This is a genomic window from Rhodobacteraceae bacterium LMO-JJ12, assembly GCA_021555075.1.
GTDB lineage: Bacteria > Pseudomonadota > Alphaproteobacteria > Rhodobacterales > Rhodobacteraceae > JAKGBX01.
Genome location: JAKGBX010000002.1, coordinates 226,038 through 249,797 on the forward strand (window position 1 = coordinate 226,038; position 23,760 = coordinate 249,797).

The 23,760-nt window shown below is 59.0% G+C and carries 23 protein-coding genes; 15 read left to right on the forward strand and 8 right to left on the reverse strand.

All coding sequences use genetic code 11. The features are described 5' to 3' along the window. Window positions 1-13: 13 nt before the first annotated feature. Entirely contained in the window at window positions 14-1,369 is a 1,356-nt protein-coding gene (gene hemN / locus LZG00_13115) for an oxygen-independent coproporphyrinogen III oxidase (protein MCF3594940.1), read from the reverse strand. Window positions 1,370-1,434: 65 nt separating this feature from the next. Between hemN and LZG00_13120 the strand changes: the two genes are divergently transcribed. Continuing rightward, window positions 1,435-2,181: a Crp/Fnr family transcriptional regulator gene (locus LZG00_13120; protein MCF3594941.1), complete on the forward strand. Its 747-nt coding sequence runs from the start codon at window positions 1,435-1,437 to the stop codon at window positions 2,179-2,181. 59 nt (window positions 2,182-2,240) lie between these two features. On the opposite strand, the gene LZG00_13125 is transcribed toward LZG00_13120, so the two are convergent. Beyond that, window positions 2,241-3,080 carry a universal stress protein gene (locus tag LZG00_13125; protein ID MCF3594942.1) on the reverse strand — a complete coding sequence of 280 codons (840 nt, stop codon included), beginning with the start codon at window positions 3,078-3,080 and terminating at the stop codon, window positions 2,241-2,243. A 201-nt stretch (window positions 3,081-3,281) separates the two neighbouring features. Between LZG00_13125 and ccoN the strand changes: the two genes are divergently transcribed. The 9 genes from ccoN (at window position 3,282) to ccoS (ending at window position 12,463) form a co-directional block, all read left to right on the forward strand. Then, the gene (gene ccoN / locus LZG00_13130; GenBank protein MCF3594943.1) at window positions 3,282-4,886 is read left to right on the forward strand and encodes a cytochrome-c oxidase, cbb3-type subunit I; all 1,605 of its coding nucleotides are present in this window, start codon (window positions 3,282-3,284) and stop codon (window positions 4,884-4,886) included. Between the two features lie 14 nt (window positions 4,887-4,900). Then, a complete protein-coding gene (ccoO, locus tag LZG00_13135; GenBank protein MCF3594944.1) occupies window positions 4,901-5,629 on the forward strand; it encodes a cytochrome-c oxidase, cbb3-type subunit II in 729 nt (242 codons plus the stop codon). Window positions 5,630-5,642: 13 nt separating this feature from the next. Beyond that, complete coding sequence (locus LZG00_13140) at window positions 5,643-5,861, forward strand: cbb3-type cytochrome c oxidase subunit 3 (GenBank protein MCF3594945.1); 219 nt, start codon at window positions 5,643-5,645, stop codon at window positions 5,859-5,861. Window positions 5,862-5,864: 3 nt separating this feature from the next. Further along, a complete protein-coding gene (ccoP, locus tag LZG00_13145) occupies window positions 5,865-6,734 on the forward strand; it encodes a cytochrome-c oxidase, cbb3-type subunit III (GenBank protein MCF3594946.1) in 870 nt (289 codons plus the stop codon). Window positions 6,735-7,194: 460 nt separating this feature from the next. Continuing rightward, entirely contained in the window at window positions 7,195-8,079 is an 885-nt protein-coding gene (locus LZG00_13150) for a LysR substrate-binding domain-containing protein (protein MCF3594947.1), read from the forward strand. 52 nt (window positions 8,080-8,131) lie between these two features. Next, entirely contained in the window at window positions 8,132-9,637 is a 1,506-nt protein-coding gene (gene ccoG / locus LZG00_13155; GenBank protein MCF3594948.1) for a cytochrome c oxidase accessory protein CcoG, read from the forward strand. Beyond that, the gene (locus LZG00_13160; protein ID MCF3594949.1) at window positions 9,637-10,107 is read left to right on the forward strand and encodes a FixH family protein; all 471 of its coding nucleotides are present in this window, start codon (window positions 9,637-9,639) and stop codon (window positions 10,105-10,107) included. The genes ccoG and LZG00_13160 overlap by 1 nt, the downstream gene beginning before the upstream one ends. Before the next feature lie 3 nt (window positions 10,108-10,110). Next, window positions 10,111-12,300: a cadmium-translocating P-type ATPase gene (gene cadA / locus LZG00_13165; GenBank protein MCF3594950.1), complete on the forward strand. Its 2,190-nt coding sequence runs from the start codon at window positions 10,111-10,113 to the stop codon at window positions 12,298-12,300. Between the two features lie 4 nt (window positions 12,301-12,304). Further along, complete coding sequence (gene ccoS, locus LZG00_13170; GenBank protein MCF3594951.1) at window positions 12,305-12,463, forward strand: cbb3-type cytochrome oxidase assembly protein CcoS; 159 nt, start codon at window positions 12,305-12,307, stop codon at window positions 12,461-12,463. 27 nt (window positions 12,464-12,490) lie between these two features. Here the strand turns inward: ccoS and LZG00_13175 are convergent, their stop codons facing one another. From LZG00_13175 to LZG00_13195, 5 genes are all read right to left on the reverse strand, one after another. Beyond that, window positions 12,491-12,673 carry a hypothetical protein gene (locus tag LZG00_13175; protein ID MCF3594952.1) on the reverse strand — a complete coding sequence of 61 codons (183 nt, stop codon included), beginning with the start codon at window positions 12,671-12,673 and terminating at the stop codon, window positions 12,491-12,493. Window positions 12,674-12,762: 89 nt separating this feature from the next. Beyond that, entirely contained in the window at window positions 12,763-13,800 is a 1,038-nt protein-coding gene (locus LZG00_13180) for an ACP S-malonyltransferase (protein MCF3594953.1), read from the reverse strand. Continuing rightward, complete coding sequence (locus LZG00_13185; protein ID MCF3594954.1) at window positions 13,797-15,980, reverse strand: thiamine pyrophosphate-dependent enzyme; 2,184 nt, start codon at window positions 15,978-15,980, stop codon at window positions 13,797-13,799. Before LZG00_13185 ends, LZG00_13180 begins: the two co-directional genes overlap by 4 nt. A gap of 246 nt (window positions 15,981-16,226) precedes the next feature. Beyond that, the gene (locus tag LZG00_13190; protein MCF3594955.1) at window positions 16,227-16,568 is read right to left on the reverse strand and encodes a DUF2794 domain-containing protein; all 342 of its coding nucleotides are present in this window, start codon (window positions 16,566-16,568) and stop codon (window positions 16,227-16,229) included. A gap of 223 nt (window positions 16,569-16,791) precedes the next feature. Next, window positions 16,792-17,067, reverse strand: coding sequence for a hypothetical protein (locus LZG00_13195; protein ID MCF3594956.1), 276 nt, complete (start codon window positions 17,065-17,067; stop codon window positions 16,792-16,794). Window positions 17,068-17,300: 233 nt separating this feature from the next. Here LZG00_13195 and LZG00_13200 point away from each other — a divergent pair, with 233 nt between their 5' ends. The 4 genes from LZG00_13200 to LZG00_13215 all read left to right on the forward strand — a co-directional run bounded on the left by LZG00_13200 (window position 17,301) and on the right by LZG00_13215 (window position 21,746). After that, window positions 17,301-18,413: an S-(hydroxymethyl)glutathione dehydrogenase/class III alcohol dehydrogenase gene (locus tag LZG00_13200; GenBank protein MCF3594957.1), complete on the forward strand. Its 1,113-nt coding sequence runs from the start codon at window positions 17,301-17,303 to the stop codon at window positions 18,411-18,413. A 281-nt stretch (window positions 18,414-18,694) separates the two neighbouring features. Beyond that, the gene (locus LZG00_13205; protein MCF3594958.1) at window positions 18,695-19,189 is read left to right on the forward strand and encodes a GNAT family N-acetyltransferase; all 495 of its coding nucleotides are present in this window, start codon (window positions 18,695-18,697) and stop codon (window positions 19,187-19,189) included. Window positions 19,190-19,312: 123 nt separating this feature from the next. Beyond that, complete coding sequence (locus tag LZG00_13210) at window positions 19,313-20,959, forward strand: tetratricopeptide repeat protein (protein ID MCF3594959.1); 1,647 nt, start codon at window positions 19,313-19,315, stop codon at window positions 20,957-20,959. Between the two features lie 70 nt (window positions 20,960-21,029). Next, window positions 21,030-21,746 (forward strand): NYN domain-containing protein, encoded by a 717-nt coding sequence (locus tag LZG00_13215; protein ID MCF3594960.1) that lies wholly within the window; start codon window positions 21,030-21,032, stop codon window positions 21,744-21,746. Window positions 21,747-21,755: 9 nt separating this feature from the next. Here the strand turns inward: LZG00_13215 and LZG00_13220 are convergent, their stop codons facing one another. Further along, window positions 21,756-22,376: a TetR/AcrR family transcriptional regulator gene (locus LZG00_13220; protein ID MCF3594961.1), complete on the reverse strand. Its 621-nt coding sequence runs from the start codon at window positions 22,374-22,376 to the stop codon at window positions 21,756-21,758. A 146-nt stretch (window positions 22,377-22,522) separates the two neighbouring features. On the opposite strand from LZG00_13220, the gene LZG00_13225 reads away from it, so the two are divergent. Then, window positions 22,523-23,497, forward strand: a complete 975-nt coding sequence (locus tag LZG00_13225) for a VIT1/CCC1 transporter family protein (GenBank protein MCF3594962.1) — start codon at window positions 22,523-22,525, stop codon at window positions 23,495-23,497. The last annotated feature ends 263 nt before the right edge of the window (window positions 23,498-23,760 follow it).

Sequence of the window (23,760 nt, forward strand, 5' to 3'; positions counted from 1 at the left end):
CCCAGCGCACGTTTCAGATCGCTGAGCTGTGGCCTGCTTTGGACAGGTCGTAGGCATCAAAGGCGCGCGCAACCATCCGGGTCAGCGGGCGGGCGGCAAGCGGGATGACCAGCCCGTCATCGGTTACTTCGAGCAGACCGTCGAACTGAGAAACAACCCGGGCGAGCATCGAGGACAGCTCGGTGCGGGAGATTTCGTGATCGCGCAGGATCTCGGCCGAATCGATGCGGAAATCACACATCAGCATTTCGATCATCCGCGAGCGCATTTTGTCGTCCGCCGTGAAGACGTGGCCGCGCGAGGTCGAGAAACGGCCATCGCGGATTTTGCCGGTATGGGCTGATGTAGCCGGGGCGTTTTGCGCGAACCCTTGGGGGAAGCGCGAGATTGACGAGGCGCCGAGGCCGATCAACGCTTCGGCAGGATCATCGGTATAGCCCTGGAAATTGCGCCGTAATGTGCCGTTGTTCTGGGCCACAGCCAATCCATCGCTCTTGAGCGCGAAGTGGTCGATGCCGATCTCAGCATAGTCGTCCCACAGGAAGAGCTTGCGCGCGGTCTCAAACAGGTCGAGCCGTTGTTGTGGTGTCGGTAGCTTGTCGGAGGGGATCAGCTGCTGTCGTTTGGCCATCCAAGGAACGTGAGCGTAGCCGTAAAGCGCCACGCGATCAGGGGCGAGCGCGAGCAGCTTTTGCACACTTTCGGTGATTCGTTCGTTCGATTGATCCGGCAGGCCGAAAAGGATGTCGGCGTTGAGTGAATGTACGCCACGTGCCCGAATTTCAGTCACGGCGTCGCGCGTTAGCTCAAAACTCTGCATTCGTCCGATTGTTTTCTGAATTTCTTCATCGAAGTCCTGCACCCCGATCGAGGCACGATTCATGCCCGCAGCAGCCAGCGCATCGAGACGCGGACCGTCGATCTCATTGGGGTCGATTTCGACCGAGAATTCATAATTCTCGGCGAATGGTGCGACATCCGCGATGGCGCCTGCGAGTTCGGTCATCATCGGTGGAGTCAGAAGCGTCGGCGTGCCACCACCCCAATGCAGACGGGATAATCTTACGCCAGCGGGCAGTTTTGCCTTGAGCAATTCGATCTCGGCCAGCAGGGTTTTGAGGTAGGCGAGTACTGGTGCGTCGCTCTGTGTGCCCTGGGTGCGGCAGGCGCAAAACCAGCAGAGACGCCGACAAAACGGCACATGCACATAGAGCGAAACCTCACCGCCGGGCGCGATTGCGCTGATCCAGGAGGTGAATTCTTCGGGGCCGACCGAAGGGGTGAACTGCGGTGCCGTTGGATAGCTGGTATAACGCGGTACTTTCGCGTCAAATAGACCAAGATCGGCGAGTTGTGTTTTCGTTATCATGCGTCTACCTTAATGGTTCATGACAAGCATCCTCCTTGATGCATATCAAGCGCGCGAACCGTAAAATGCTTAAAGATAAAACTGCAACCACTCAACACGCTTGCGTGGACTGTCCGATCCGGTATCGGGCGGTTTGTTCACGTTGTGATGCGGATGAGATCGAAGAGCTGGAAACGTTCAAATATTACCGCTCGTTCGAGGCGGGACAGACTGTTGTCTGGTCGGGTGACCGGATGGACTTTGTCGGCTCGGTAGTGTCGGGGATCGGGACGTTGACCCAGACGATGGAGGATGGGCGCACGCAAATGGTTGGCCTGCTTCTGCCCAGCGATTTTGTTGGCAGACCGGGGCGCGACGGGGCGGCCTATGACGTGGTGGCGACCACTGATCTTGTGATGTGCTGTTTTCGCAAGAAACCATTTGAGAAAATGATGGAGAGAACCCCGCACGTGGCGCAGCGCTTGCTGGAAATGACGCTTGATGAGCTGGATGCTGCGCGCGAGTGGATGCTTGTTCTGGGCCGCAAGACGGCGCGTGAGAAGATTGCCAGCCTGTTGTCGATCGTGGCGCGGCGGGGCGCGGTGTTGAAGCCAGAGGACCGGATCGGACCGATGGTGTTCGATCTGCCCCTTACCCGTGAGGCAATGGCCGATTATCTGGGGCTGACGCTGGAAACCGTGAGTCGCCAGATCAGTGCTCTGAAACGTGACGGTGTGATCCAACTGCAAGGCAAACGGAACGTGACCGTGCCGGATTTTGCGCGTCTAATGGAAGAAGCTGGCGATGACGCTGATGGCGGGATGTTGGCCTGAAGTCTGGTCTGATCGCGAGGGGAAGGTGGGCAGACTGCCCACCCTTCCAAGTTTAGAGATCAATGTGCCATGAACACCGGCAGATCGGCCTGTTCGAGCATATAGCGGGTCGCACCGCCCAGGATGGCTTCGCGGAAGCGTGAATGGCCATAGGCACCCATCACGATCAGATCAGCATTGATATCAGCGGCATGACGTTTGAGAACATCCGATACGCGCGGAAGTGTCTTGGAAAGCACGTCGACCTCTGCACGCACCCCATGACGCGACAGGAATTGTGACAGCATGCCACCGGGATCTGAGCGATAGGGGCCATGCACTGGCGGGTCGATGACTACGACATGCACGTTTTCGGCGGCTTTCAGCACTGGCAGCGCAGCACGCACGGCATTCAGCGCCTCACCGCTTTCGTTCCAGCCGATCATCACGCATTTCGGGCTGGGGCGCGGGGCGCCGCTATCCGGGACCACGAGAACCGAGGCCTGTCCCTCAAACAGCGCTGCCTCGATCACCGGTTCAAGTTCGGCACCGTGGGTCTTGCCATAGGGTTTGGGCAGAATCACCAGATCCGAGAAGCGCGCGCGTGCGGCGACGTGGCGCCCGAGATCGGCCAATTGTGCAACACCGCTATCGGTGCTCCAACGGATATTTGATCCGGCAAGCAGGGACTTGCATTTCTCTTCGATGGCTTCGGCCTCTTCCTGGGCGCGATTGATGGTTTCCTGAAGTACCATTGCGTTGGCTCCGGCATAGTAATAGCCGGTCTGACTGCGATCGACGCCAAGACAAAGAACTTCAAGATGGGCGTCCGCCACATCGGCGATGGCAATGCCGTGCGTCAGCACGTTTTCGGCGAATGCCGGGTCTGTCAGTACTGAAAACAGGGTTTTGTAGGCCATGGTCCTCTCCAGTGGGTTGTTCTATTCTCACGCTCGGCTTAATCCGCCGAAGCAGTGCACAACTGTGATGCCTAACAGGAAACCGGACGGGCAATTTTGATGCAGATCAAGGTGAGCGGGCAGTGTCTGCTTCATTAACATGGTAGCCAAATCCTCCAGTGCGGTAAAACGAGTCGCGCGGGTAAGACGAAGGGACTAAAAATGGGTAATTATATCAAGCTGATCTTGTTTGGCTTGGTCACGCTTTTTGCGCTGATCGCAGCTTCCTATGCGCGTGATTTGGCCTACATGGTCAATGCTTTGGAAGTGGCGCTGGTTGCATTCGTGGCTTTCATCTGGACGTTGCGCCACACCGATGAACCGCGCGTCATAGCCGATCTGTCGGGTGAATACATGGACGGGCCGGTGCGCGCCGGTGTCATACTGACCGCCTTCTGGGGTGTTGTCGGTTTTCTGGTGGGCGTAACGATCGCGTTTCAGCTGGCCTTTCCGGCGCTGAACTTCGAATGGGCGCAGGGTTATATCAACTTTGGACGGATGCGCCCGCTGCACACCAGCGCGGTGATTTTCGCCTTTGGCGGGACCGGGCTGATCACCACCTCATTTTACGTTGTCCAGCGCACCAGCGCCTCGCGGCTCTGGGGCGGAAACCTGGCTTGGTTCGTATTCTGGGGTTATCAGCTTTTCATCCTTCTCGCCGCGACCGGCTATCTTCTGGGGGCAACCCAGTCGAAGGAATACGCCGAACCAGAATGGTATGTTGATTGGTGGCTGACGATTGTCTGGCTGGCCTATCTCGCAGTCTTTGTCGGCACGTTGATGAAGCGCAGGGAGCCGCACATCTATGTGGCCAACTGGTTCTTCCTGTCATTCATCATCACCGTGGCGATGCTACATGTCGTCAACAACCTCAGCATCCCTGTTTCGTTCTTTGGGTCGAAATCGGTTCAGGTTTTCTCGGGCGTGCAGGATGCCATGACGCAGTGGTGGTATGGCCACAACGCCGTGGGCTTCTTCCTGACAGCGGGCTTCCTGGGGATGATGTACTATTTCGTGCCCAAGCAGGCCGAGCGTCCGGTGTTCTCGTATAAGCTGTCGATCATTCACTTCTGGGCGCTGATCTTTCTATATATCTGGGCCGGTCCGCACCACCTGCACTATACCGCGCTGCCCGATTGGGCCGGCACGTTGGGCATGGTGTTCTCGATCGTGCTGTGGATGCCGTCATGGGGTGGTATGATCAACGGGTTGATGACGCTGTCAGGTGCCTGGGACAAGCTGCGCACTGATCCGGTCATCCGGATGATGGTGATCTCGATCGGGTTCTATGGCATGTCGACCTTTGAAGGGCCGATGATGTCGATCCGTGCGGTCAACTCGCTCAGCCACTATACCGACTGGACCATTGGTCACGTCCATTCCGGCGCGTTGGGCTGGAATGGCATGATCACCTTTGGCGCGCTCTACTTCCTTGTGCCGAAACTGTGGAACCGTGAGCGGCTCTATTCGCTTTCGCTGGTGAGCTGGCACTTCTGGCTCGCTACGATCGGTATCATTCTCTACGCCGCCTCGATGTGGGTGACGGGGATCATGGAAGGTCTGATGTGGCGTGAAGTAGATGCCAATGGCTTCCTCGTGAACTCGTTCGCCGAAACTGTGGCTGCGAAATTCCCGATGTATGTCGTGCGCGGTCTTGGTGGGGTTCTGTTCCTCGCTGGTGCAATCGTCATGTGTTACAACCTCTGGATGACTGTGAAACGTTCGCCGGCTGTTCAAGCCGACAACAGCGCAGTCCCGGCTGAATAAGGAGGGCCGGAGACATGGCAATTCTCGACAAACACGCGATCCTTGAGAAAAACGTAACGCTTCTGGCCATCTTTGCCTTCTTGGTGGTGACTGTCGGTGGCATCGTGCAGATCGCGCCGCTGTTCTGGCTGGAAAACACCATCGAGGATGTAGAGGGCATGCGCCCCTACACCCCGCTCGAGTTGGCCGGGCGCGACATCTATGTGCGGGAAGGCTGCTATGTGTGCCATAGCCAGATGATCCGTCCGATGCGCGACGAGGTCGAACGCTATGGCCATTATAGTCTGGCGGCAGAGAGCCAGTATGACCATCCGTTCCAGTGGGGCTCAAAGCGGACGGGGCCAGACCTTGCCCGTGTTGGTGGGCGCTATTCGGATGAATGGCATGTGGACCATTTGCGCGATCCGCAATCGGTGGTGCCGGAATCGGTGATGCCGAAATACGGTTTCCTTGAAGATACGCTGATTGACGGGCGATACATCGGTGATCTGTTGAAGACACATGCCTTTGTGGGTGTGCCCTATACCGAAGAGATGATCGAAAACGCCAAGGCCGACTTTGCTGTGCAGTCAGATCCTGACAGTGATTATGACGGCCTGATGGAGCGTTATGGCGAAAAGGTTCAGGTGCGCAATTTTGACGGGCGCCCGGGCATTTCGGAAATGGATGCGCTGGTGGCTTATCTGCAAATGCTCGGCACGTTGGTTGATTTCTCGACCTTCACGCCAGATGCGAGCCGGTAAGGGGGGGATAGAAATGGAAACCTATTCTCTTTTACGTGAGATCGCAGACAGCTGGGTTCTGCTCGCTCTTTTCGTCTTCTTTGTCGGCATGGTTATTTGGGTCATGTTCCGGCCGGGGAGCACGAAGACTTATAAAGACGTGGCAGATATCCCGTTTCGGCATGAAGACAAGCCCGCGCCCGCGCGGTCAAACCATAAGCCCGCGCCCCGCCGGGGCGAAAAGGAGGCGTAAGACATGGCAAAGAAACCTCAACAACAGCAGAATGATCCGGAAACCACAGGCCACAGCTGGGACGGGATCGAGGAATTTAACAACCCGTTGCCGCGGTGGTGGGTCTGGGTCTTTTATCTGACGATTATCTGGGGCCTGGCCTATACCATCGCCTATCCGGCATGGCCGGGGATCAAGGGTGCGACGACAGGTCTTCTGGGCTGGTCAACGCGCGGTGATGTGGCCGCCGAGATCCAATCGGTGGAAGCCAAGCTTGCTCCGATGAACGACAAGCTTGCCTCGGTCGAATTGGCCTCTATTGCGGATGATGACGCTTTGCGCACTTACGCCACCTCTGCCGGGGCGGCTGTTTTCAAGACCTGGTGTGCGCAGTGCCATGGATCGGGCGCAGCGGGCGCAAAAGGCTATCCCAACCTTCAGGACGATGATTGGCTTTGGGGCGGTGACATGGAAGCGATTCATCAGACGCTGACCGTAGGTATCCGCAGCCCGGATCACGAAGACACGCGGATCAACGACATGGCCGCCTATGGCCGCGACGAGTTCCTTGAACCCGAACAGATCGAAGAGGTGGTCAACTATGTGATGTCGCTTTCGGGCGAGGCGCAGGATCCGTCGAAGGTTGAAGCGGGGCAAGTCGTTTTCGAAGACAACTGTACATCCTGCCACGGCGAAGACGGGCAGGGCGATCGCGATATGGGAGCGCCCAATCTGACAGATGCTATCTGGCTCTATGGTGACGGTTACAAAACCATATACGAGACTGTGTTTAACGGCCGGGGTGGCGTGATGCCAAACTGGAATACGCGGCTCTCCGAAGCGCAGATCCGCGCTGTCGCCACCTATGTCCATCAGCTTGGCGGTGGCGAATAAGAAGAATTCCGGGGGGCGCAACCCCCCGGATATGGCACCGGTCATTCCGTCCTGTTCGCGCGTTTCCTGGAAGGCCGGTGCCAACTTTCTCCTGAAACATGATCGCCAGGTCAAGCCCGTCCGGTCAAGCCTGCCGCTTGCGCAGGCGTTTTTCGTTTTGGACGGTTGGCTGCCAAAGCCCAAACCCGAGACGCCAGAGGCGTGGTTGATAGACGATGGGATCAATCATCGCGCTGCTTGAGTTCAGGCCGTGGTGTGGGTTCAGGACGGCGCCAATACGCGGGGGCGTCCCAACGGACTTCGCGCTGTGGCACCTGACGGCTGGCGATATTGAAAGCGTTGGCCCATACTGTAAACATGTCTTACCCTTTCGATTTGTGTTTCTGCCCTGGATATTGCACGGAAGACTATATGGGCGTGACTCAAAGCGATTGCCTTGGTGTAAGGTGAAGTTACAATGATTGACTGGCTCCGACTGCCCCCCTTGGCTGCGTTGCGCGCCTTCTCTGCCTATGCGGAGACCGGTAGCCTTACGGAGGCAGGAGTGCGGCTGAATGTGACCCACGCGGCAATCAGTCAGCAAATCAGGGGGCTGGAGGAGCGCTTGGGGGTCAAATTGATCGAGCGCAACGGCCCGCAGACCGCGTTATCAAGCCAGGGTCAGAGGCTGGCCTTGGCGCTTGAGCAAGGTTTTGAGACAATCTCGGGGGCGGTTGAGGAATTGACCGGGGCAGATGCCGCGCGGCCCGTGCAGGTTTCTGTGACGCCGACATTTGCGTCGTTCTGGCTGATGCCGCGGCTGGCCGATCTGCGGGCGCGTCATCCTGAGATCAGCCTGATGATCGACGCGTCACCGGCGCTACGTCAACTGCGGTCTGGTGAATTGGATGTGGCGATCCGTCATGGTCTCGGAGATTGGCCGGGGATTGATGCGGAATACCTGTTGTCATCGCCCATCGCGGTGGTTGCAGCACCATCGCTGGTGGGGGACGGAGAGATTTCAGGGCCGGAGGAATTAACCCGGTATCATTGGCTTCACGAGACCGGGGTGAACGAAGCCAGCCAATGGTTGGCGCAACATGGGGTGACGCAGGAATTGGCCGCCGGGGCAACGGCGCTTCCGGGCAATATGGTGGTGGAAGCGGCGCGATTGGGGCAAGGTGTGGCGATTCTTTCGCTGCCTTTTATTGCAGATGATGTTGCAGCCGGGCGTTTGCGTCTGCTGTTCGAGGACGAGCTCGACAAGGGATATTACATCGTCAGCCGCCCCGGAATTCAGCGTAAGGCCGTGCGCGATTTCCTGCGCTGGCTGAGGCGTCAAAAGGTCGCTTCAAAGAAGGGGTGACACGGCATGCCGAAAGCCACATCTAATAGGTGCGTCAAAAATGTAGAATTTGATGCAGGTCAAAGCCGAAAAAGTGTCGGCCTGTGAAAACATCGCTGAAGGCGACCACAAAGAGCAGGATGTGCCAGTGTCCCAAGCCGAACCCCAAAAGCTCTATGCCGCGCGCGAGCCGGTATTTCCGAAGAAAGTCTATGGCCCGTTTCGCAATCTGAAATGGATCATCATGATCGTGACGTTGGGCATTTATTACCTGACGCCGCTGATCCGTTGGGACCGAGGCCCGAGCCTGCCGGATCAGGCGGTTCTGATCGACATTGCAAACCGCCGGTTCTATTTCTTCTGGATCGAAATTTGGCCCCATGAATTCTATTTCATTGCCGGTCTTCTGGTGATGGCCGGATTGGGGCTGTTTCTGTTTACTTCGGCACTTGGTCGGGTGTGGTGTGGTTATGCCTGTCCGCAAACGGTATGGACCGATCTGTTCATCCTTGTCGAACGTTGGATCGAGGGTGACCGCAATGCGCGCCTGCGGCTGCATCGGCAGAATAAATGGGATTTTCGCAAGTTTCGTCTGCGCATGTCCAAATGGATAGCCTGGTTGATAATCGCGGTGGCGACGGGCGGGGCGTGGGTGTTCTATTTCGCTGATGCGCCGACGCTCGCCTATGATCTGGTGACGCTGAACGCCCACCCGATCGCCTATACCACGATTGCCGTGATGACCGGCACCACCTTCTTCTTCGGGGGCATCGCACGCGAACAAATCTGCATCTATGCCTGCCCATGGCCGCGCATTCAGGCGGCGATGATGGATGAGGATACGCTTGTCGTGGCGTATCGCCATTGGCGTGGCGAACCGCGTGGCAAGCTCAAGAAGGGCCAGGAGGTGGATGCGTCACAGGGCGATTGCATCGACTGTATGGCCTGTGTGAATGTTTGCCCTGTGGGGATCGATATTCGCGATGGTCAGCAGCTCGAATGCATCACCTGCGCTTTGTGCATCGACGCCTGTGATGACGTGATGGCCAAGATCGGCAAGCCGCGCGGGTTGATCGACTATATGGCCTTTACCGATGAGACTGCCGAGATTTCGGGCGGCAAGGCCAAGAACATCTGGAAGCATGTGTTCCGGCCGCGCACCATGGTGTATACTGCGCTGTGGTCATTTGTCGGGATTGGTTTGATTGTCGCGCTGTTTATCCGTTCGGATATCGATATGACGGTGGCACCGGTGCGTAATCCGACTTATGTCACACTGTCTGACGGTTCGATCCGCAACGTTTACGAGATCAAGTTGCGTAACAAACATGGCGAAGAGCGCCCCTTCCAGCTTTCGGTTGCTGGCGATCCGGGTTTGAGCCTTCAGATCGAGGGCAGCACGTCTGACACGATCATGGCGCCGGCGGATACGGCCTTTCCGGTGCGGGCCTATGTTGTGGCACCCAAGGGATCGGCACCGGCGGAAAGTCAACGTGTTGAATTCCGCTTCTGGGTGGAAGATGAAATTAACGGTGAGCGCGCGTATAAAGATACCGTGTTCAACGGAAAGGCAAACTGATGTCGCAGAATGGGCAGAAGGCCAGAGAAATTACCGGGCGACACGTCTTTATCGGATTTGTAGCGGCTTTTGCTCTGATCATTGGAGTGAATCTGTTTCTGGCCTATAGCGCGGTGCAGACTTTTCCGGGGCTTGAGGTGAAGAATTCCTATGTCGCAAGCCAGGAGTTTGACAAGCGCAAGACGGCGCAGGAGGCGTTGGGCTGGACCGTGAGCGCCGAGTTGCAGGGCGAACAGTTGGTGTTGTCGATCATGGACGCCGATGGCCCGGTCGAGGTGCGTGCGCTGCATGCGGTGTTGGGCCGCCCGACCCAGGTCAAAGATGATGTCGAACCTGTCTTTGTGTTCAATGGGATGGCCTATGTCGCGCCGATGGAGCTGGCTGATGGCAATTGGGATATCCGAATGGAGGCGATTGCCAAGGACGGCACCGAATTTAGCCAACGCGTGAAAATGTTGGTGCAAAGGTAAGACATGACGGCCACGATCCGCCCTGGTATTTCCGCCTGCCCGGCCTGCTCTGCGGCGCCGGCGGCCGAGGCTCTGGCGGCTGGAGCGGTAGCGCAAAAGGATGTGCGTATCGCCTTGAGCGTGCCGACAATCCATTGTTCTGCCTGTATAATTGCGGTCGAAAAAGCGCTGGCCGATTACCCGGGAGTGCAGTCGGCGCGGGTGAACCTGACGCTGAAACGTGCGACGGTTGAGGCCGACCCGGAGGTCATGCCGCAGGATCTGGTCAGGCTGCTTGAGAGCAACGGGTATGAGGCGCATGAGCTTGATGTCGGCACGCTGAGCGCGACGCAGACCGACAAGGCGGGGCGTGAATTGCTGATGCGTCTGGCGGTGGCCGGGTTTGCCTCGATGAACGTGATGCTGCTCAGCGTTTCTGTGTGGTCGGGGGCGGCGGACGCGACGCGCGACATGTTCCATTGGATCAGCGCGGCGATTACCTTGCCGACGATCGCGTTTTCAGGCCAGCCGTTTTTTCGCAGCGCATGGGGGGCCTTGTCGTCTAGGCGGCTCAATATGGATGTGCCGATTGTGTTGGCGATCCTTCTGGCGTTGGTCACATCGCTTTGGGAGACGTCGCTTTCGGGCGAACATGCCTATTTCGATGCCGCGCTAACGCTGACTTTCTTCCTGTTGGCGGGGCGCTATCTGGACCATCGCACGCGGGCGATTGCGCGTTCAGCGGCCGAGGAGCTTGCCGCGCTGGAAGTGCCGCGAGCGATATTGGTGGTGGATGGCGAGGAACGGCAGGTGCCGATTTCCGAGGTCAGCGTGGGTGATCTGATCCTGGTGCGTCCGGGTGGTCGGATGCCGGTGGATGGCGAGATTGTCGAAGGGCATTCCGAGATTGACCGCTCGTTGCTGACCGGCGAGACGTTGCCGGTTTATGGTGGTCCGGGTCGCGCGGTTTCGGCGGGGGAAGTGAACCTGACCGGGCCGCTGATCGTGAAGGCGACCGCGGTGGGTGAGGAGAGTTCGCTTCACCGGATGGCCGATCTTGTCGCGATCGCGGAATCGGGGCGTTCGCGTTACACCTCGCTGGCGGATCGTGCGGCCAAGCTCTATGCGCCGGGGGTTCATATCCTGTCTGGCTTAAGCTTTGTTGGCTGGTATCTTTATACTTGGGACGTGCGCACAGCCCTGAATATTGCCGCTGCTGTATTGATCATTACCTGTCCTTGCGCGCTTGGGCTGGCGGTGCCTGCGGTGACGACGGCGGCTTCGGGGCGGTTGTTCCGGCGTGGCCTGCTGATCAAGGATGCCACCGCGCTGGAGCGGCTGGCGCAGGTCGATACGGTGGTTTTTGACAAGACCGGCACGCTCACTTCGGGAATGCCGGAACTTATCAACCTTGATCAGATTTCTTCGCGCGATGTCTCGCTTGCGCTTGCCTTGGCGCAAGGGTCATCACATCCGCTCTCTGTTTCTTTGACTAATGCGGCGCGTGCGGCCGGATTTGAGGCGGCAGAGGTGGGCGAGATCACCGAGGTTCCGGGTTATGGCACCAAGGGCGTGTGGCAGGGGCAGGAGGTGGCACTTGGCCGGGCAAGCTGGCTAGGGGCGGAAGCCTTGTCGCGCACAGCGGCGTGGCTCAGGGTTGGGGATTCACCGGCCACTGCGTTTGAGTTTTCCGACCGGCTGCGCGAAGGCGCGCAAGAGGCGGTGGCGGAGCTTTTGAAAGCGGGCAAGGAGGTTTACCTGATGTCGGGTGATACGACGCCTGCGGTCGAAGAGATGGCCCATCGTTTGAACATTCCACATTGGTTGGCCGAGGCGCTTCCGGCGGACAAGGCCGCGCGGGTGCAGGCGATGACCGATGAAGGCAAGCGGGTGCTGATGGTTGGTGACGGGCTGAACGATACTGCGGCTCTGGCCGCGGCCCATGTTTCGATTTCGCCCGCGAGCGCGCTGGATGCGGCGCGCGTGGCCAGTGATATCGTGTTGCTGGGGAGCGATCTGCGCCCGATTGCCGATGCGCTGGACACCGCAGGATCGGCTATTCGCCGTATCCGCGAAAATTTCCGTATTGCCACGCTTTATAACATCATCGCTGTGCCGCTGGCGGTTGCGGGTTTTGCCACGCCGCTGATTGCTGCCTTGGCCATGTCGACCAGTTCGATTACCGTGTCATTGAACGCGCTGAGGCTGAGGTGATCTTATGAATATTCTGGTCTATCTGATCCCGATTTCTCTGATTCTGGGTGGCGTCGGACTTGCGTTCTTCGTCTATACCCTGCGCAGTGATCAGTATGACGATCCTGAAGGAAATTCGCGGCGCATTCTGTCGGATGAGTATGACGACAAACCGAAGCAGTAAGAACGATCGCGACCCGGGAAGCATTTCCTACAGGGAAAGCACCTCTTCAAGATCGGTCGCTTCGCCGCTGGTTGAATCGAGAAGCGTGCCCCCCAAGAGCCAGTATGCGGCGAGCGCAAAAAGGACGGCTATGATCGCTACGAGCAACCAGCGAAAGCTGGCGCTGTCGCGATATCGCGTTTGTGGGGTGTCATCTGTGTTATCGCTCATGGCGGGTTCTCTTGCGTTGGTTCATGGGGCCAACGCCGCACATGGCAGAGGGTTCCAATTTCGCACAAGGGCAGGATCGCCCGATCAGTTTAACCGATAACAAGCGCGCGCTGGTCTTCCATTCCCATGGAAAGGAGGAGGGGCGCGTTGTCTTGCGCTTGTTTGAAGTCTGTCTTGTTGGTCATGCCGCGCCAGTGCGACGCGAGCAGGCATTGCGCCACCGCGCCACCCAGCGTGGTGCCGGGGCCGAGCACGATAAAGACATCCGGCATGAATTCGCGTGCGGCAACGCGAATGGACGCGGCGAAATCATAGGGTTTGGTCACTTGATGATCGAGCGTGTATTGGTGCAAGGCAGCAGGTTCTGTAGATCTGGGGCGCCAGGTCGCACCGCGACCATCGATCAAGGCGAGCTGTGGGTCGCCAAAGAGGCTTTCGTGCAGACGCGTCTGACCTTCTTTTGCGACGGGTTGTTGAAGGGCGGTGTGAAAACCGCCATGGCCGGGCAAACGCATCGGATAGCGCTCTTGAGCCACCGGCATATCGCTCTGAAAGGCATTCAGACCGGCTTCGTTTCCGGCCAGAACCAGCATGCCTCCGAGATCAATCGAAAGCGCCAGAACATGATCGTTGCGGGAGTCAATCTCGGCGATTTTCGCCTCGATTTTTGCACGTGCGCCGGGGATTGGCTGCCAATTGTCATCGGTGAAGGGATAGATCAGTTGGCCACCGATCATGTGGTCATGCATCAGTCTGCCCATGGTGTTGACTACCGTAAGGCCGCCGATTTCGTCGAGTGCCCCGGAGCAGGCCAGCGCGATATACCAGCCCATCGAATTGCCGGTAACGCCAAGGATATCGAATTTCTCGCGGTCAATGGCAAGGAAGTCGGCGTAAGCACAGGCGTGGATCAGTGCGCTGGCATTGTCGCCGCGCGTGTGGGTGGCGCCGGAGAATTGCGATAAGCTGTCAAGCTCGCTCAGCGTGGGCTGACCCTGCTTTGTGCGGTAGGTATCGAAGCGTTGGATGAGGGCGCTCTGATTTGAATGGTGGCGGGAGAGATAGCCCAGTTCAGCGCGATTATAGGTGCCACGACCGGGGGCGACGACTATGGCCGTCTGTTTCATTTGGCGCTCCAGAGCTTGCGGGCGGCCTCGGTGATGGAGGCGCGTGAGGGCATGGTGGCGGCGTAAGCCGGGCCGGTGGCGATGAAGCTGTCATGGGCGGCGAGGCGCGCGTGAGGCAGGGCGGTTTCCTCGTGCAACAGGGCCATGAGGGCTTCGGAGATGTTGCCCGAGCGGCGGCATTCATCGACGATCAGCACTTTTTTGGCACCTTTCAGAGCGGCGACGATGCCTTGGACTGGCAGGGGGGCCAGCCAGCGCAGGTCAATGATGCGGGTGTCGATACCGAGCGCAGCGAGGTCGGCGGCGGCCTGAGTCGAGAGATAGCGGCCATTGCCATAGGTGAGGATAGCGAGCGGGCCGGAGCCGTGCACGCCGACTTCGCCCAATGCGATGCGGCGATCGGGCGAAGGATAAGGCGCCATCCAGCCGCCGTCTTTTTCGTCGAGAAGATCGCGCATCGGATAGAGCGCGATAGGCTCGACCATGACCACGACGCGCTGTTCCTCGCGCGCAAGGCGGACGCATTCGCGCAGCATCATTGCCGCGTCGTCACCACGCGACGGGCAGGCGAGGATCAGGCCGGGAATATCGCGCAGCACGGCGAGCGAATTGTCGTTATGAAAATGCCCGCCGAATCCCTTCTGATAGCCCAGCCCGGCGATGCGCAGAACCATCGGATTGGTGAACTGACCATTGGAAAAAAACGGCAGGGTCGCGGCCTCGCCACGCAGTTGATCTTCGGCGTTGTGCAGGTAGGCGAGAAATTGAATTTCCGGCATCGGGATGAAGCCGTTATGGGCCATACCGATGGCCAGACCTAGGATCGATTGTTCATCAAGAAGCGTGTCGATCATGCGGTCGGGACCGAAGCGGTCGATCAGCTTTTGGGTGACGCCGTAGACGCCGCCTTTGCGGCCAACATCTTCGCCCATCATGATGATTTCGCCGTGCTCTAGCATCAGATCCGTGAGCGCGAAGTTGAGCAGCTTGGCCATCGGCTGTGGTGTGTTCATTGCTTTGAAATCGTTACCAAAAGCGGCTTGTCGCGCTTGCGGGGAAGGGCCGTTTGACGGGGCGCATTCGCGTTTGGGCGGGATCAGCGCGGCCATGACCTGCTCGGCGGATTTAAGGCGGGGGCGTTTGATCGCCTGGGCCGCAACGCGGGTGCATTGGTCTTCGGTTTCGAGGTAAATCGCGAGGGCCTCGTCAGGGCTGAAAACGCCCTTGTCGATCAGCAGACGGGCGGAGTGCAGGAGGGGGTCGTCGGCCTCCCAGCCTTCGAAGATTTCCTTGCTCAGATAGGCCTGTTGCAGGTCAGAACCGGCGTGGCCGTAGAGGCGCACGGTGGAGAGGTGCAGGAAGACCGGTTTGCGCCGGGTTCGCGCGTAGTCGGCTGCCTCTTGTGCGGTGCGGTAGGTGTCATAGAGGTCGAGGCCGTTGGCGTGGAAATACTTGAGGCCGGGACGCGAGGCGAAATTGGCGGCGACCCAGCCATCGGGCGTGCGCACCGAGATGCCTATACCGTTGTCTTCGCAGACAAATAGCAGGGGCAGGGGGATGGATTGAAATGCCGTCCAACAGGCGGTGTTGATGGCGCCCTGAGCGGTGGAATGGTTCGACGATGCATCGCCGAAGGAGCACATGACGAGGCCGTCTTTTTGCAATGTGCGATGCTCGGGCGGGTGGCGGTTTGCGAGGCCAACAGAATAGGCGGCGCCGATGGCTTTGGGGAGGTGAGAGGCGATGGTTGAGGTCTGCGGTGGAATGGTTAATGCCTTGGAACCAAGGACTTTATGGCGTCCGCCGCTGATTGGATCGTCGGTCGACGTGGCGAAACTGAGCAGCATGTCCCAGGCGGGGGTTGTGCCCGGAACCTGCGCGCTGCGCATGGTTTGAAAGGCGCCGTCGCGGTAGTGCAGGAAGGCCATGTCTGTCGGGCGCAGGGCCGCTGCGACGGCGGCCATGCCTTCGTGACCCGAGGAGCCGATCGTGTAAAAGCCTTCGCCCGCCGCCTGCATCTTGCGCGAGCGGCGGTCGAGGTTGCGCGAGAGGCATTGTGCGCGAAAGATCGCAACGGCCTGCGGGTCGGTGAGCGGGCCGGAGGCGGGCGCGCCGGTGGGTAACGTGCCTTGAGCGAGCCTGTCGCGAAAGGCTTTGTCGACGATATCTGCGCGGTCCATTTCAGTCTCCCGAATTACCGCTCAGAATAGGCGAGTGCGGCCCGGCGGCAAGGGTAAGCCGCCAGGTTTTGGAAGATGTGGCTGTGCGCCGGGGGAACGGGCGCGGGAAGGACATGAAAAAGGATAGAGGGCGCGGGTTATCGAGGTGTTGCCGGGGCGTGCGGTGGCGCGATGTAGAGCGCCGCCAAACGGTTTCTGGGAGGTGCGCAGTTTCAGGCACGTGGGCCGGACGGTTGGGCGCGAGATTCAATTGACTGAGCGGATCATCTTGCGTTCGAGCACCCGCAGAACGGTGCGCAGATCATGGCCACGGCGCAGGATCTGACCATCCATGCCGACAACCGAATACTGCCCCTGTTTGTTGCGTAATTTTGGTTGCTTTTCAATGCGATAGAGGGGGAATTCAGCAGTGCGCCGGAAAATCGAGAAGACCGCGGAATCGCGCAAGCAGGAGATACCGTAATCGCGCCATTCACCGGCGGCGACCATGCGACCATAGAGCGAGAGAATGACGCTGAGTTCGGTGCGGTGAAAGGCCACCTGAGCGGGTTGAGCGCCGGGAAAGGGCGTGGGAGTTTGAACCGTCATGAGGCTCAGTCTCATGCCGATTCGAGGGGAAATCAAGCCCAATGGTAAAGCCAGCGACCCGATGGGTTAACGCCGGGGGCACGGCGCGAATCAGGGGGGTGACCGGCGGCTGCGCTCTGGCTGTCAGCCGTATGACATACGCAGACGTATGGTTGGGCGTCTGTAGGGGTTAACCGACCGTACGCTGGGGAGCGTTGCTCGATGGCGGAATGTTTGGCGGGTGTCAGCCGCAAGTGAACTTTTGAATGATGCCGTTCGCGTCGGTCAGGACGTTGAGCCTGTCAGGGCGGTGATCCATTGTAACGGCTGTGTTCGGAGCGACGATGCGTACGGTCTTGGCGGCTGAGAAGTCTGCTTCTGCCGCCGGGGTGCCCACAAGCGGCAGATAGCGCGCGGCGTTGCAGTTATCATCGCTGGGCGTTGTGTCGGGGTTTGGCTGGCAGGCGGCAAGTGTGCCGACGGTGGCCAGTGCGACCGTGAGTGGGAGGAAGCGGGGCATTCTTGCGGTCTCCAGATTGCGTAACCTGCTGGCGGGTGGTTGCTTATCTGTGGGGGCGGGTGTGATTATTCAAGTCGGTTGTGCGCTTTCAATTGAGCGCGGGATCGCCGCCGACATCAAGAGCGTCGGAGTCGGGCCGTTGGATGGGGGAACGCGCGAATGGTGACAGACGCGTATTGTATCCGCGAATGGATTGACGCAGTCTTGGGCGAAATATTGATCAGGAGAGCATCATGCGGACGAGAGCGGCTGTGGCATTGGAAGCGGGCAAGCCTTTGGAGATTATGGAGGTCAATCTCGATGGTCCCAAGGCGGGTGAGGTTCTGGTGGAAATCAAGGCGACGGGGATTTGTCATACCGATGAATTCACCCTGTCAGGGGCCGATCCCGAGGGGCTTTTCCCCGCCATTCTGGGGCATGAGGGCGCGGGGGTTGTTCTGGAGGTGGGGCCGGGTGTGACCAGCCTTGAACCGGGTGATCATGTGATCCCTTTATATACCGCTGAGTGTCGCGAATGTGACTATTGCCTGCACCCCAAGACCAACCTTTGCCAATCGGTGCGCGAGACCCAGGGGCGCGGCGTGATGCCGGACGGAACAAGCCGATTTTCGATGCTCGATGGAACGCCGATCCTGCATTACATGGGCTGTTCGACGTTTGCCAACCACACGGTTTTGCCCGAGGTGTCATTGGCCAAGATCCGCAAGGATGCGCCGTTTGACAAGGTTTGCTATATCGGCTGTGGCGTGACCACGGGGATTGGCGCGGTGATCTATACCGCCAAGGTCGAGATTGGCAGCCGGGCGATTGTGTTTGGGCTGGGCGGCATTGGGCTGAACGTGATTCAGGGGCTCAGGCTGGCCGGGGCGGATCAGATTGTGGGGGTCGATTTGAACCCTGACAAGATCAAGATGGCGACGCATTTCGGGATGACCGATTTCGTCAATCCAAGCGAGGTGAAAGGTGATCTGGTTGGTCATCTGGTTGAACTGACCGGGGGGGGCGCGGATTATACGTTTGATGCCACGGGCAACGTTGACGTGATGCGCACGGCGCTGGAGGCCTGCCACAAGGGGTGGGGTGAATCGATCATCATCGGGGTGGCACCGGCGGGGGCCGAGATTTCGACGCGGCCGTTCCAACTGGTCACTGGCCGTAGCTGGCGCGGGACGGCGTTTGGCGGGGCGCGAGGGCGCACCGATGTGCCCAAGATTGTTGATTGGTATATGGACGGCAAGATCGAGATTGACCCGATGATCACGCACCAGTTGAAGTTGGAGGATATCAACAAGGGGTTTGATCTGATGCATGCGGGCGAGAGTATTCGCAGCGTTGTGGTTTATTGATCGCGCGGAGATCTCGGCCATAAGCTTTGAGTGGAAATGAGAGACAAGCCTCGCGGGCGATGACACGCGGGGTGGCGAACCCGGCTTTCAGTATCGCAGTTTATCCCGGCCAAATCGCAGAACCCCGGAGTTGCGCGCGACCTCAACCAATCGCCGCCCCGGGGGGGGGGCGTGTCGGCGATCGCGCGGCGGCCTGCGGCCTTGACACGGCGCGGGGCGGTGCGTGATTTGTCCTGCAAAGCGGTGGTTGCCCAGTGTTTCGTGAAAGAAGGACGATTGAGATGGTGGTGATGCGCGAGGCAATGCGCGGCGTGGATGATGCGGCGGTCTGGGCGGTTTTGCGCCCGAGCGTTGAGGCGGGGGATACGTTTTGCGCCGATCCCGAAGGGGGCATGGCGGGTGGGTTGGCCTATTTCTGGCCCGAGAGTGCGCGTGTATGGCTTGCCGAGGTGGACGGCGAGATTTTGGGTTGTTGTTATTTGCGCCCCAACCAGACGGGGAATGGCGCGCATGTGTGCAATGCGGGGTATTGCACCTTGCCCGAAGCGCGGGGGCGTGGCGTAGCGCGCGCGATGCTGGCGCATTCGCTGGACGTGGCGCGAAGCGAAGGCTATCGCGCGATGCAGTATAATTTCGTGGTCGAGACCAACCACCGGGCGATTGAGACGTGGGAGCGCGCCGGATTCGCAATCGTCGGGCGGCTGCCGGGGGCGTTCTTGCACCCCGCTGAGGGCTATGTCGATGCGTTGGTGATGTATCGCGATCTGACGACGTGAGTGCCTTTGATTGGGGCGGCGATTGGGGGGGCGGCGAAACGCGGCGTCGGGACTGCTCTGAGACCTTTTCATGCGGGCGCGTCGTGGCCTAAGCTGTTCGTGAACAGATGAAGGATTCTTGCGATGGCGTATTACGACCTCGGTTCATATTCGCGAACAGTTTCAACCAACTCGAAGAAGGCACAGAAATGGTTCGACCGGGGGTTGGTGTGGACCTATGCCTATCACCACGAAGAAGCCATCGTGTGTTTTCAAAAGGCGCTGAAGGCAGATCCGGGGTGCGCGATGGCGCATTGGGGGATCGGGTATTGCATCGGGCCGAATTATAACAAGCCGTGGGAAACCTTTGAGGACGAAGAAAAGCCCGAGTGCATTTCGCTGGCGCGGTCATCGATTGATGCGGCGAACGCGTTGCTGGATCAGGTCACGCCGGTGGAACGTGCGCTGATCACGGCGCTGCGCGCGCGCTATCCCGAAACGTCAGAGGTTGAGGATTATAACCCGTGGAATGATGCCTTTGCCGATGCCATGCGCAAGGTTCATGCAGAGTTCAGCGACGATCTGGATGTTTGCGCGGTGTTTGCCGAGGCGATCATGAACCGCACGCCGTGGGAATTGTGGGATTTACCAAGCGGTCAGCCCGCCGAGGGTGCCGATACGCTTGAGGCTATTGCCCTTTTGGACAATGCGTTTCAGACCCTGCCGGGGGCGTGGGAACATGCGGGATTGCTGCATATGTATATCCACCTGATGGAGATGTCGCCGCACCCGGAAAAGGCGCTGTGCCATGGTGATGCGCTTTCTACGCTGGTGCCGGATGCAGGGCATTTGCTGCATATGCCGACCCATGTGGATGTGCTCTGTGGCGATTACATGAATGTCGTTTTGCGCAACGAGGCGGCGATTGTGGCAGATCGGAAGTTTTTGAAGGCCGAGGGGGCGGATAATTTCTATTCGGTCTATCGGTGCCATAATTATCACTTCAAGATTTATGGCGCGATGTTCATGGGGCAGCCGAGTGTGGCGTTGGAAGCAGCGGAGGAATTGATGGCAACCTTGCCCGCCGACACGCTGCGCCCGATGGCCGATTGGTTTGAGGGGTTCATCCCGATGAAGCAGCATGTTCTCATCCGGTTTGGGCGTTGGCAGGACATTATGGATCAGGAATTGCCAGACGACGAAGAGCTCTATTCTGTGACCATCGCCATGATGCGGTATGCCCGCACGGTTGCCTTGGCCAATCTGCACAGGATTGACGACGCAGAAGCGGAAAAAGCCAGGTTCTATGAGGCGGTTGAGCGCGTGCCGGAAAGCCGGATGCTCTTTAACAACACCTGCCGGGACATTCTGAAAGTCGCCGAGCAGATGATGCTGGGCGAGTTGGCCTATCACAAGGGCGACCACGAGGCGGCGTTTGCGCATCTGCGTCGGTCGGTCGAGATTGACGATAACATGCCTTATGACGAGCCTTGGGGTTGGATGCAGCCGACGCGCCATGCGCTGGGCGCGCTGTTATTGGAGCAGGGGCAGGTTGAGGAAGCCGAGGCGGTCTATCGCGCCGATCTGGGGCTTGATACGACGTTGAGCCGGGCCTGTCAGCATCCCGGCAATGTCTGGAGCCTGCATGGCTTGCACGAGTGTCTGACCCGGCGGGGCGAGAGCGTTGAGGCGCCCCATATCAAGCTGCAACTTGACAAGGCAGTGGCGCGCGCCGAGGTGGTGATCAAGGCGTCGTGCTATTGCCGCCAACAGAGATTGTCGGCGGCGTAAATCGCGCCAGCAAGGGCTTTTCGGTGCGGCGCGTGGGGCGTAGGATCAGAGCAACACGAGAGGGTTTGATATGACCGACGCGACGCCGCTTTTGGCGGTTTTGATTGATGCCGACAATACGTCGCCAAAATGGACCAAGGCGATTTTTGAGGAGATTGCGGGGATCGGCGAGGCCAGTGTGCGCCGGGTTTACGGCGATTTTTCCAGCCGCCAGATGACCGGCTGGAACAAGGTGCAGGCCGAGTTCGGCCTTGTGCCACATCACCAGCCTGCCAACACCGTGGGCAAGAATGCCAGCGATATTGCGTTGGTGATTGATGCGATGGACCTGATGCATTCGGGCCGGTTTGACGGGTTTGTTCTGGTCTCGTCTGACAGCGATTTTACCCGCCTGTCGAGCCGCATTCGCGAGCAGGGGCTGGATGTCTTCGGCATCGGCGCGCAAAAGACGCCCGAGGCGTTTCGCAAGGCCTGCAAGCGGTTCATTTTTCTTGAAAACCTGGAAGGGGCGTCGAGCGACGACAAGCCAGCCGCCGAGGCCAAGCCAAAGGCGAGCCCGCAGTTGGCCGAGGCGCGTGCCTTGATTCTCAAGGCGATGGACAGCATGGATCAGGATGAAGAATGGTATAATCTCGGCCGGTTGGGGCAGATGATCTTGGCGGCGCATTCTGATTTCGATACGCGGACCTATGGGCGCAAGAAGCTGAGTGAGTTGGTCGGTGATCTGAAGGTTTTCGAGACACGGCGCGGCACGGGCAATCAGCTTGAAATCCGGCGGATTGACTGAGGCATCGTCTTAGACAGCATAGCGTGCCAGAAACGTCTCGACTGCAGCTTCGACGACGGTTTCAATCTCGGCGTCGGAAAACTCTGATTGCACGCCCAGCACGGCGCGCAGCCAGAGATTGGTTTTCGCCAGATCCGAGAATTGTTCGGCGGCAAGCGAGAGGTTGTCGATCTTCAACTCGCCCCGATCTACGGCCAGCGAGAGCACTTGTTCGAGCCGCTTGCGCCCCATTTCCGGGCCGGATTCATAGAAGGCGCGGGCGATATCGGGGAAGCGGTCACGCTCGGCCAAGCAGATGCGAAACATGGATTGTGCAAATTCCGAAAGCAGGAAGCGCATCACCCGGTTTGCCGCCACCCGAAGCACATCGCGAATCGGGCCTGAGAGATTGACGCTTTGCACCGCTTCGTCGGCCATGCGGTGGCATTCCGAGCGCGCCACTTCGGAAAACAGCAGCGCCTTGTCGGGGAAATAGGAATAGAGCGTCGCCTTGGAAACCCCGGCGGTGCGCGCGATTTCATCAACGCTTGCGCCTTCAAAGCCATCGGCCATGAACACTTGCCGCGCACCTTCGACCACCTGATCGAATTTACGGCCTGTTCGGTTGATTCTGGCGAGTGCTGCGGGCATGAAACGCTCCGTTTTGGATGCTGGACAAGACTAAGCCGACAAGACTGAACTGGCAAGTTCAGTTTCGATAATCGAGATATGTTCTGGCTTGTCTGTCAGAGCCTGCGGGCCTAAGTTGGAGCGCAATTCCAAACCGCGAGGCAGGCATGCGATTTCTCACCCAACGGCGACGGTTTTCCGATCTGAACGAGCAGGAAATTCTGGCTCTGGCGATTTCATCGGAAGAGGACGATGCACAGATCTATCGGATGTATGCCGAGCGGTTGCGCGAAGATTTTGCCGATACCGCCAAGGTGTTTGACGGCATGGCAGCGGAAGAAGACGGCCACCGCCAGCGGTTGATCGAGCTGCACCGGAGGCGCTTTGGCGAGGTGATCCCGCTCATTCGGCGCGAGCATGTGGCGGGATATTATGCGCGTCGCCCCGTCTGGCTGATCGAGAACCTCGGGCTTGAGCGGATGCGCGACGAGGCGGCCGCGATGGAACATGACGCCGAACGCTTCTACCTGGCGGCGGCAGCGCGCAGCAAAGACGCGGCGACACGCAAGCTTCTGGGCGATCTGGCGGTGGCAGAGGCAGGCCACCAGCACACGGCGCAACATCTGGAAGACAAGTTTCTCGGCGAAGATGCGCGCGCAGAAGAGAATCGCACCGCACACCGGCAATTTGTTCTGACGTGGGTGCAACCGGGACTGGCCGGATTGATGGATGGCTCTGTTTCGACCCTAGCGCCGATCTTCGCTGTGGCCTTTGCCACACATGACACTTGGACCACCTTCCTGGTCGGTCTCGCGGCCTCGGTGGGGGCGGGTATCTCGATGGGGTTCACCGAAGCCGCCAGCGATGATGGCCAACTCAGCGGTCGAGGCAGCCCGCTCAAACGTGGCTTTGCCTCTGGCATCATGACAACGGTGGGAGGGCTTGGCCATGCGCTGCCCTATCTGATCACGGATTTCTGGACCGCAACGGTGATTGCCTTCATCGTGGTTTTCGTCGAGCTTTGGGCGATTGCCTGGATCCAGAACAAGTTCATGGAAACCCCGTTTTTCCGGGCGGCGTTTCAGGTGGTGCTGGGCGGCGCGCTGGTCTTTGCAGCAGGGGTGCTGATCGGCAGCGGGTGAAGCCTCTTGCGGCTATCCTGAATCCGGGATCATGGAAAAACCCGCGAGCGTTCAACATTCTGTGCGCCCTGCATCAGTTTCGGAATCGGGATTGGATGCAAAACGCTTTACAGCGCACCCCGCCCTTCATCTTGCCAAAAATATCCAAATCCAAAACGGCGCAACCGGCGTGACGCCAATAGACCGGACCCGGTCGGTCAGTCTGGTAGGGCCGAGCATGGCGAGGCCCCCCCGCGACGCCGTAAGGCGGCGCAAATCCTGAC

Coding starts and splice junctions, on each gene's coding strand:
- LZG00_13200 (MCF3594957.1), top strand. CDS start 17,301: ATGCGGACGAGAGCGGCTGTGGCATTGGAAGCGGGCAAGCCTTTGGAG.
- LZG00_13160 (MCF3594949.1), top strand. CDS start 9,637: ATGTCGCAGAATGGGCAGAAGGCCAGAGAAATTACCGGGCGACACGTC.
- LZG00_13195 (MCF3594956.1), bottom strand. CDS start 17,067: ATGCCCCGCTTCCTCCCACTCACGGTCGCACTGGCCACCGTCGGCACA.
- ccoO (MCF3594944.1), top strand. CDS start 4,901: ATGGCAATTCTCGACAAACACGCGATCCTTGAGAAAAACGTAACGCTT.
- LZG00_13120 (MCF3594941.1), top strand. CDS start 1,435: ATGCTTAAAGATAAAACTGCAACCACTCAACACGCTTGCGTGGACTGT.
- LZG00_13220 (MCF3594961.1), bottom strand. CDS start 22,376: ATGCCCGCAGCACTCGCCAGAATCAACCGAACAGGCCGTAAATTCGAT.
- LZG00_13190 (MCF3594955.1), bottom strand. CDS start 16,568: ATGACGGTTCAAACTCCCACGCCCTTTCCCGGCGCTCAACCCGCTCAG.
- ccoN (MCF3594943.1), top strand. CDS start 3,282: ATGGGTAATTATATCAAGCTGATCTTGTTTGGCTTGGTCACGCTTTTT.
- ccoG (MCF3594948.1), top strand. CDS start 8,132: ATGCAGGTCAAAGCCGAAAAAGTGTCGGCCTGTGAAAACATCGCTGAA.
- LZG00_13210 (MCF3594959.1), top strand. CDS start 19,313: ATGGCGTATTACGACCTCGGTTCATATTCGCGAACAGTTTCAACCAAC.
- cadA (MCF3594950.1), top strand. CDS start 10,111: ATGACGGCCACGATCCGCCCTGGTATTTCCGCCTGCCCGGCCTGCTCT.
- LZG00_13140 (MCF3594945.1), top strand. CDS start 5,643: ATGGAAACCTATTCTCTTTTACGTGAGATCGCAGACAGCTGGGTTCTG.
- hemN (MCF3594940.1), bottom strand. CDS start 1,369: ATGATAACGAAAACACAACTCGCCGATCTTGGTCTATTTGACGCGAAA.
- LZG00_13205 (MCF3594958.1), top strand. CDS start 18,695: ATGGTGGTGATGCGCGAGGCAATGCGCGGCGTGGATGATGCGGCGGTC.
- ccoP (MCF3594946.1), top strand. CDS start 5,865: ATGGCAAAGAAACCTCAACAACAGCAGAATGATCCGGAAACCACAGGC.
- LZG00_13225 (MCF3594962.1), top strand. CDS start 22,523: ATGCGATTTCTCACCCAACGGCGACGGTTTTCCGATCTGAACGAGCAG.
- LZG00_13180 (MCF3594953.1), bottom strand. CDS start 13,800: ATGAAACAGACGGCCATAGTCGTCGCCCCCGGTCGTGGCACCTATAAT.
- ccoS (MCF3594951.1), top strand. CDS start 12,305: ATGAATATTCTGGTCTATCTGATCCCGATTTCTCTGATTCTGGGTGGC.
- LZG00_13125 (MCF3594942.1), bottom strand. CDS start 3,080: ATGGCCTACAAAACCCTGTTTTCAGTACTGACAGACCCGGCATTCGCC.
- LZG00_13185 (MCF3594954.1), bottom strand. CDS start 15,980: ATGGACCGCGCAGATATCGTCGACAAAGCCTTTCGCGACAGGCTCGCT.
- LZG00_13175 (MCF3594952.1), bottom strand. CDS start 12,673: ATGAGCGATAACACAGATGACACCCCACAAACGCGATATCGCGACAGC.
- LZG00_13215 (MCF3594960.1), top strand. CDS start 21,030: ATGACCGACGCGACGCCGCTTTTGGCGGTTTTGATTGATGCCGACAAT.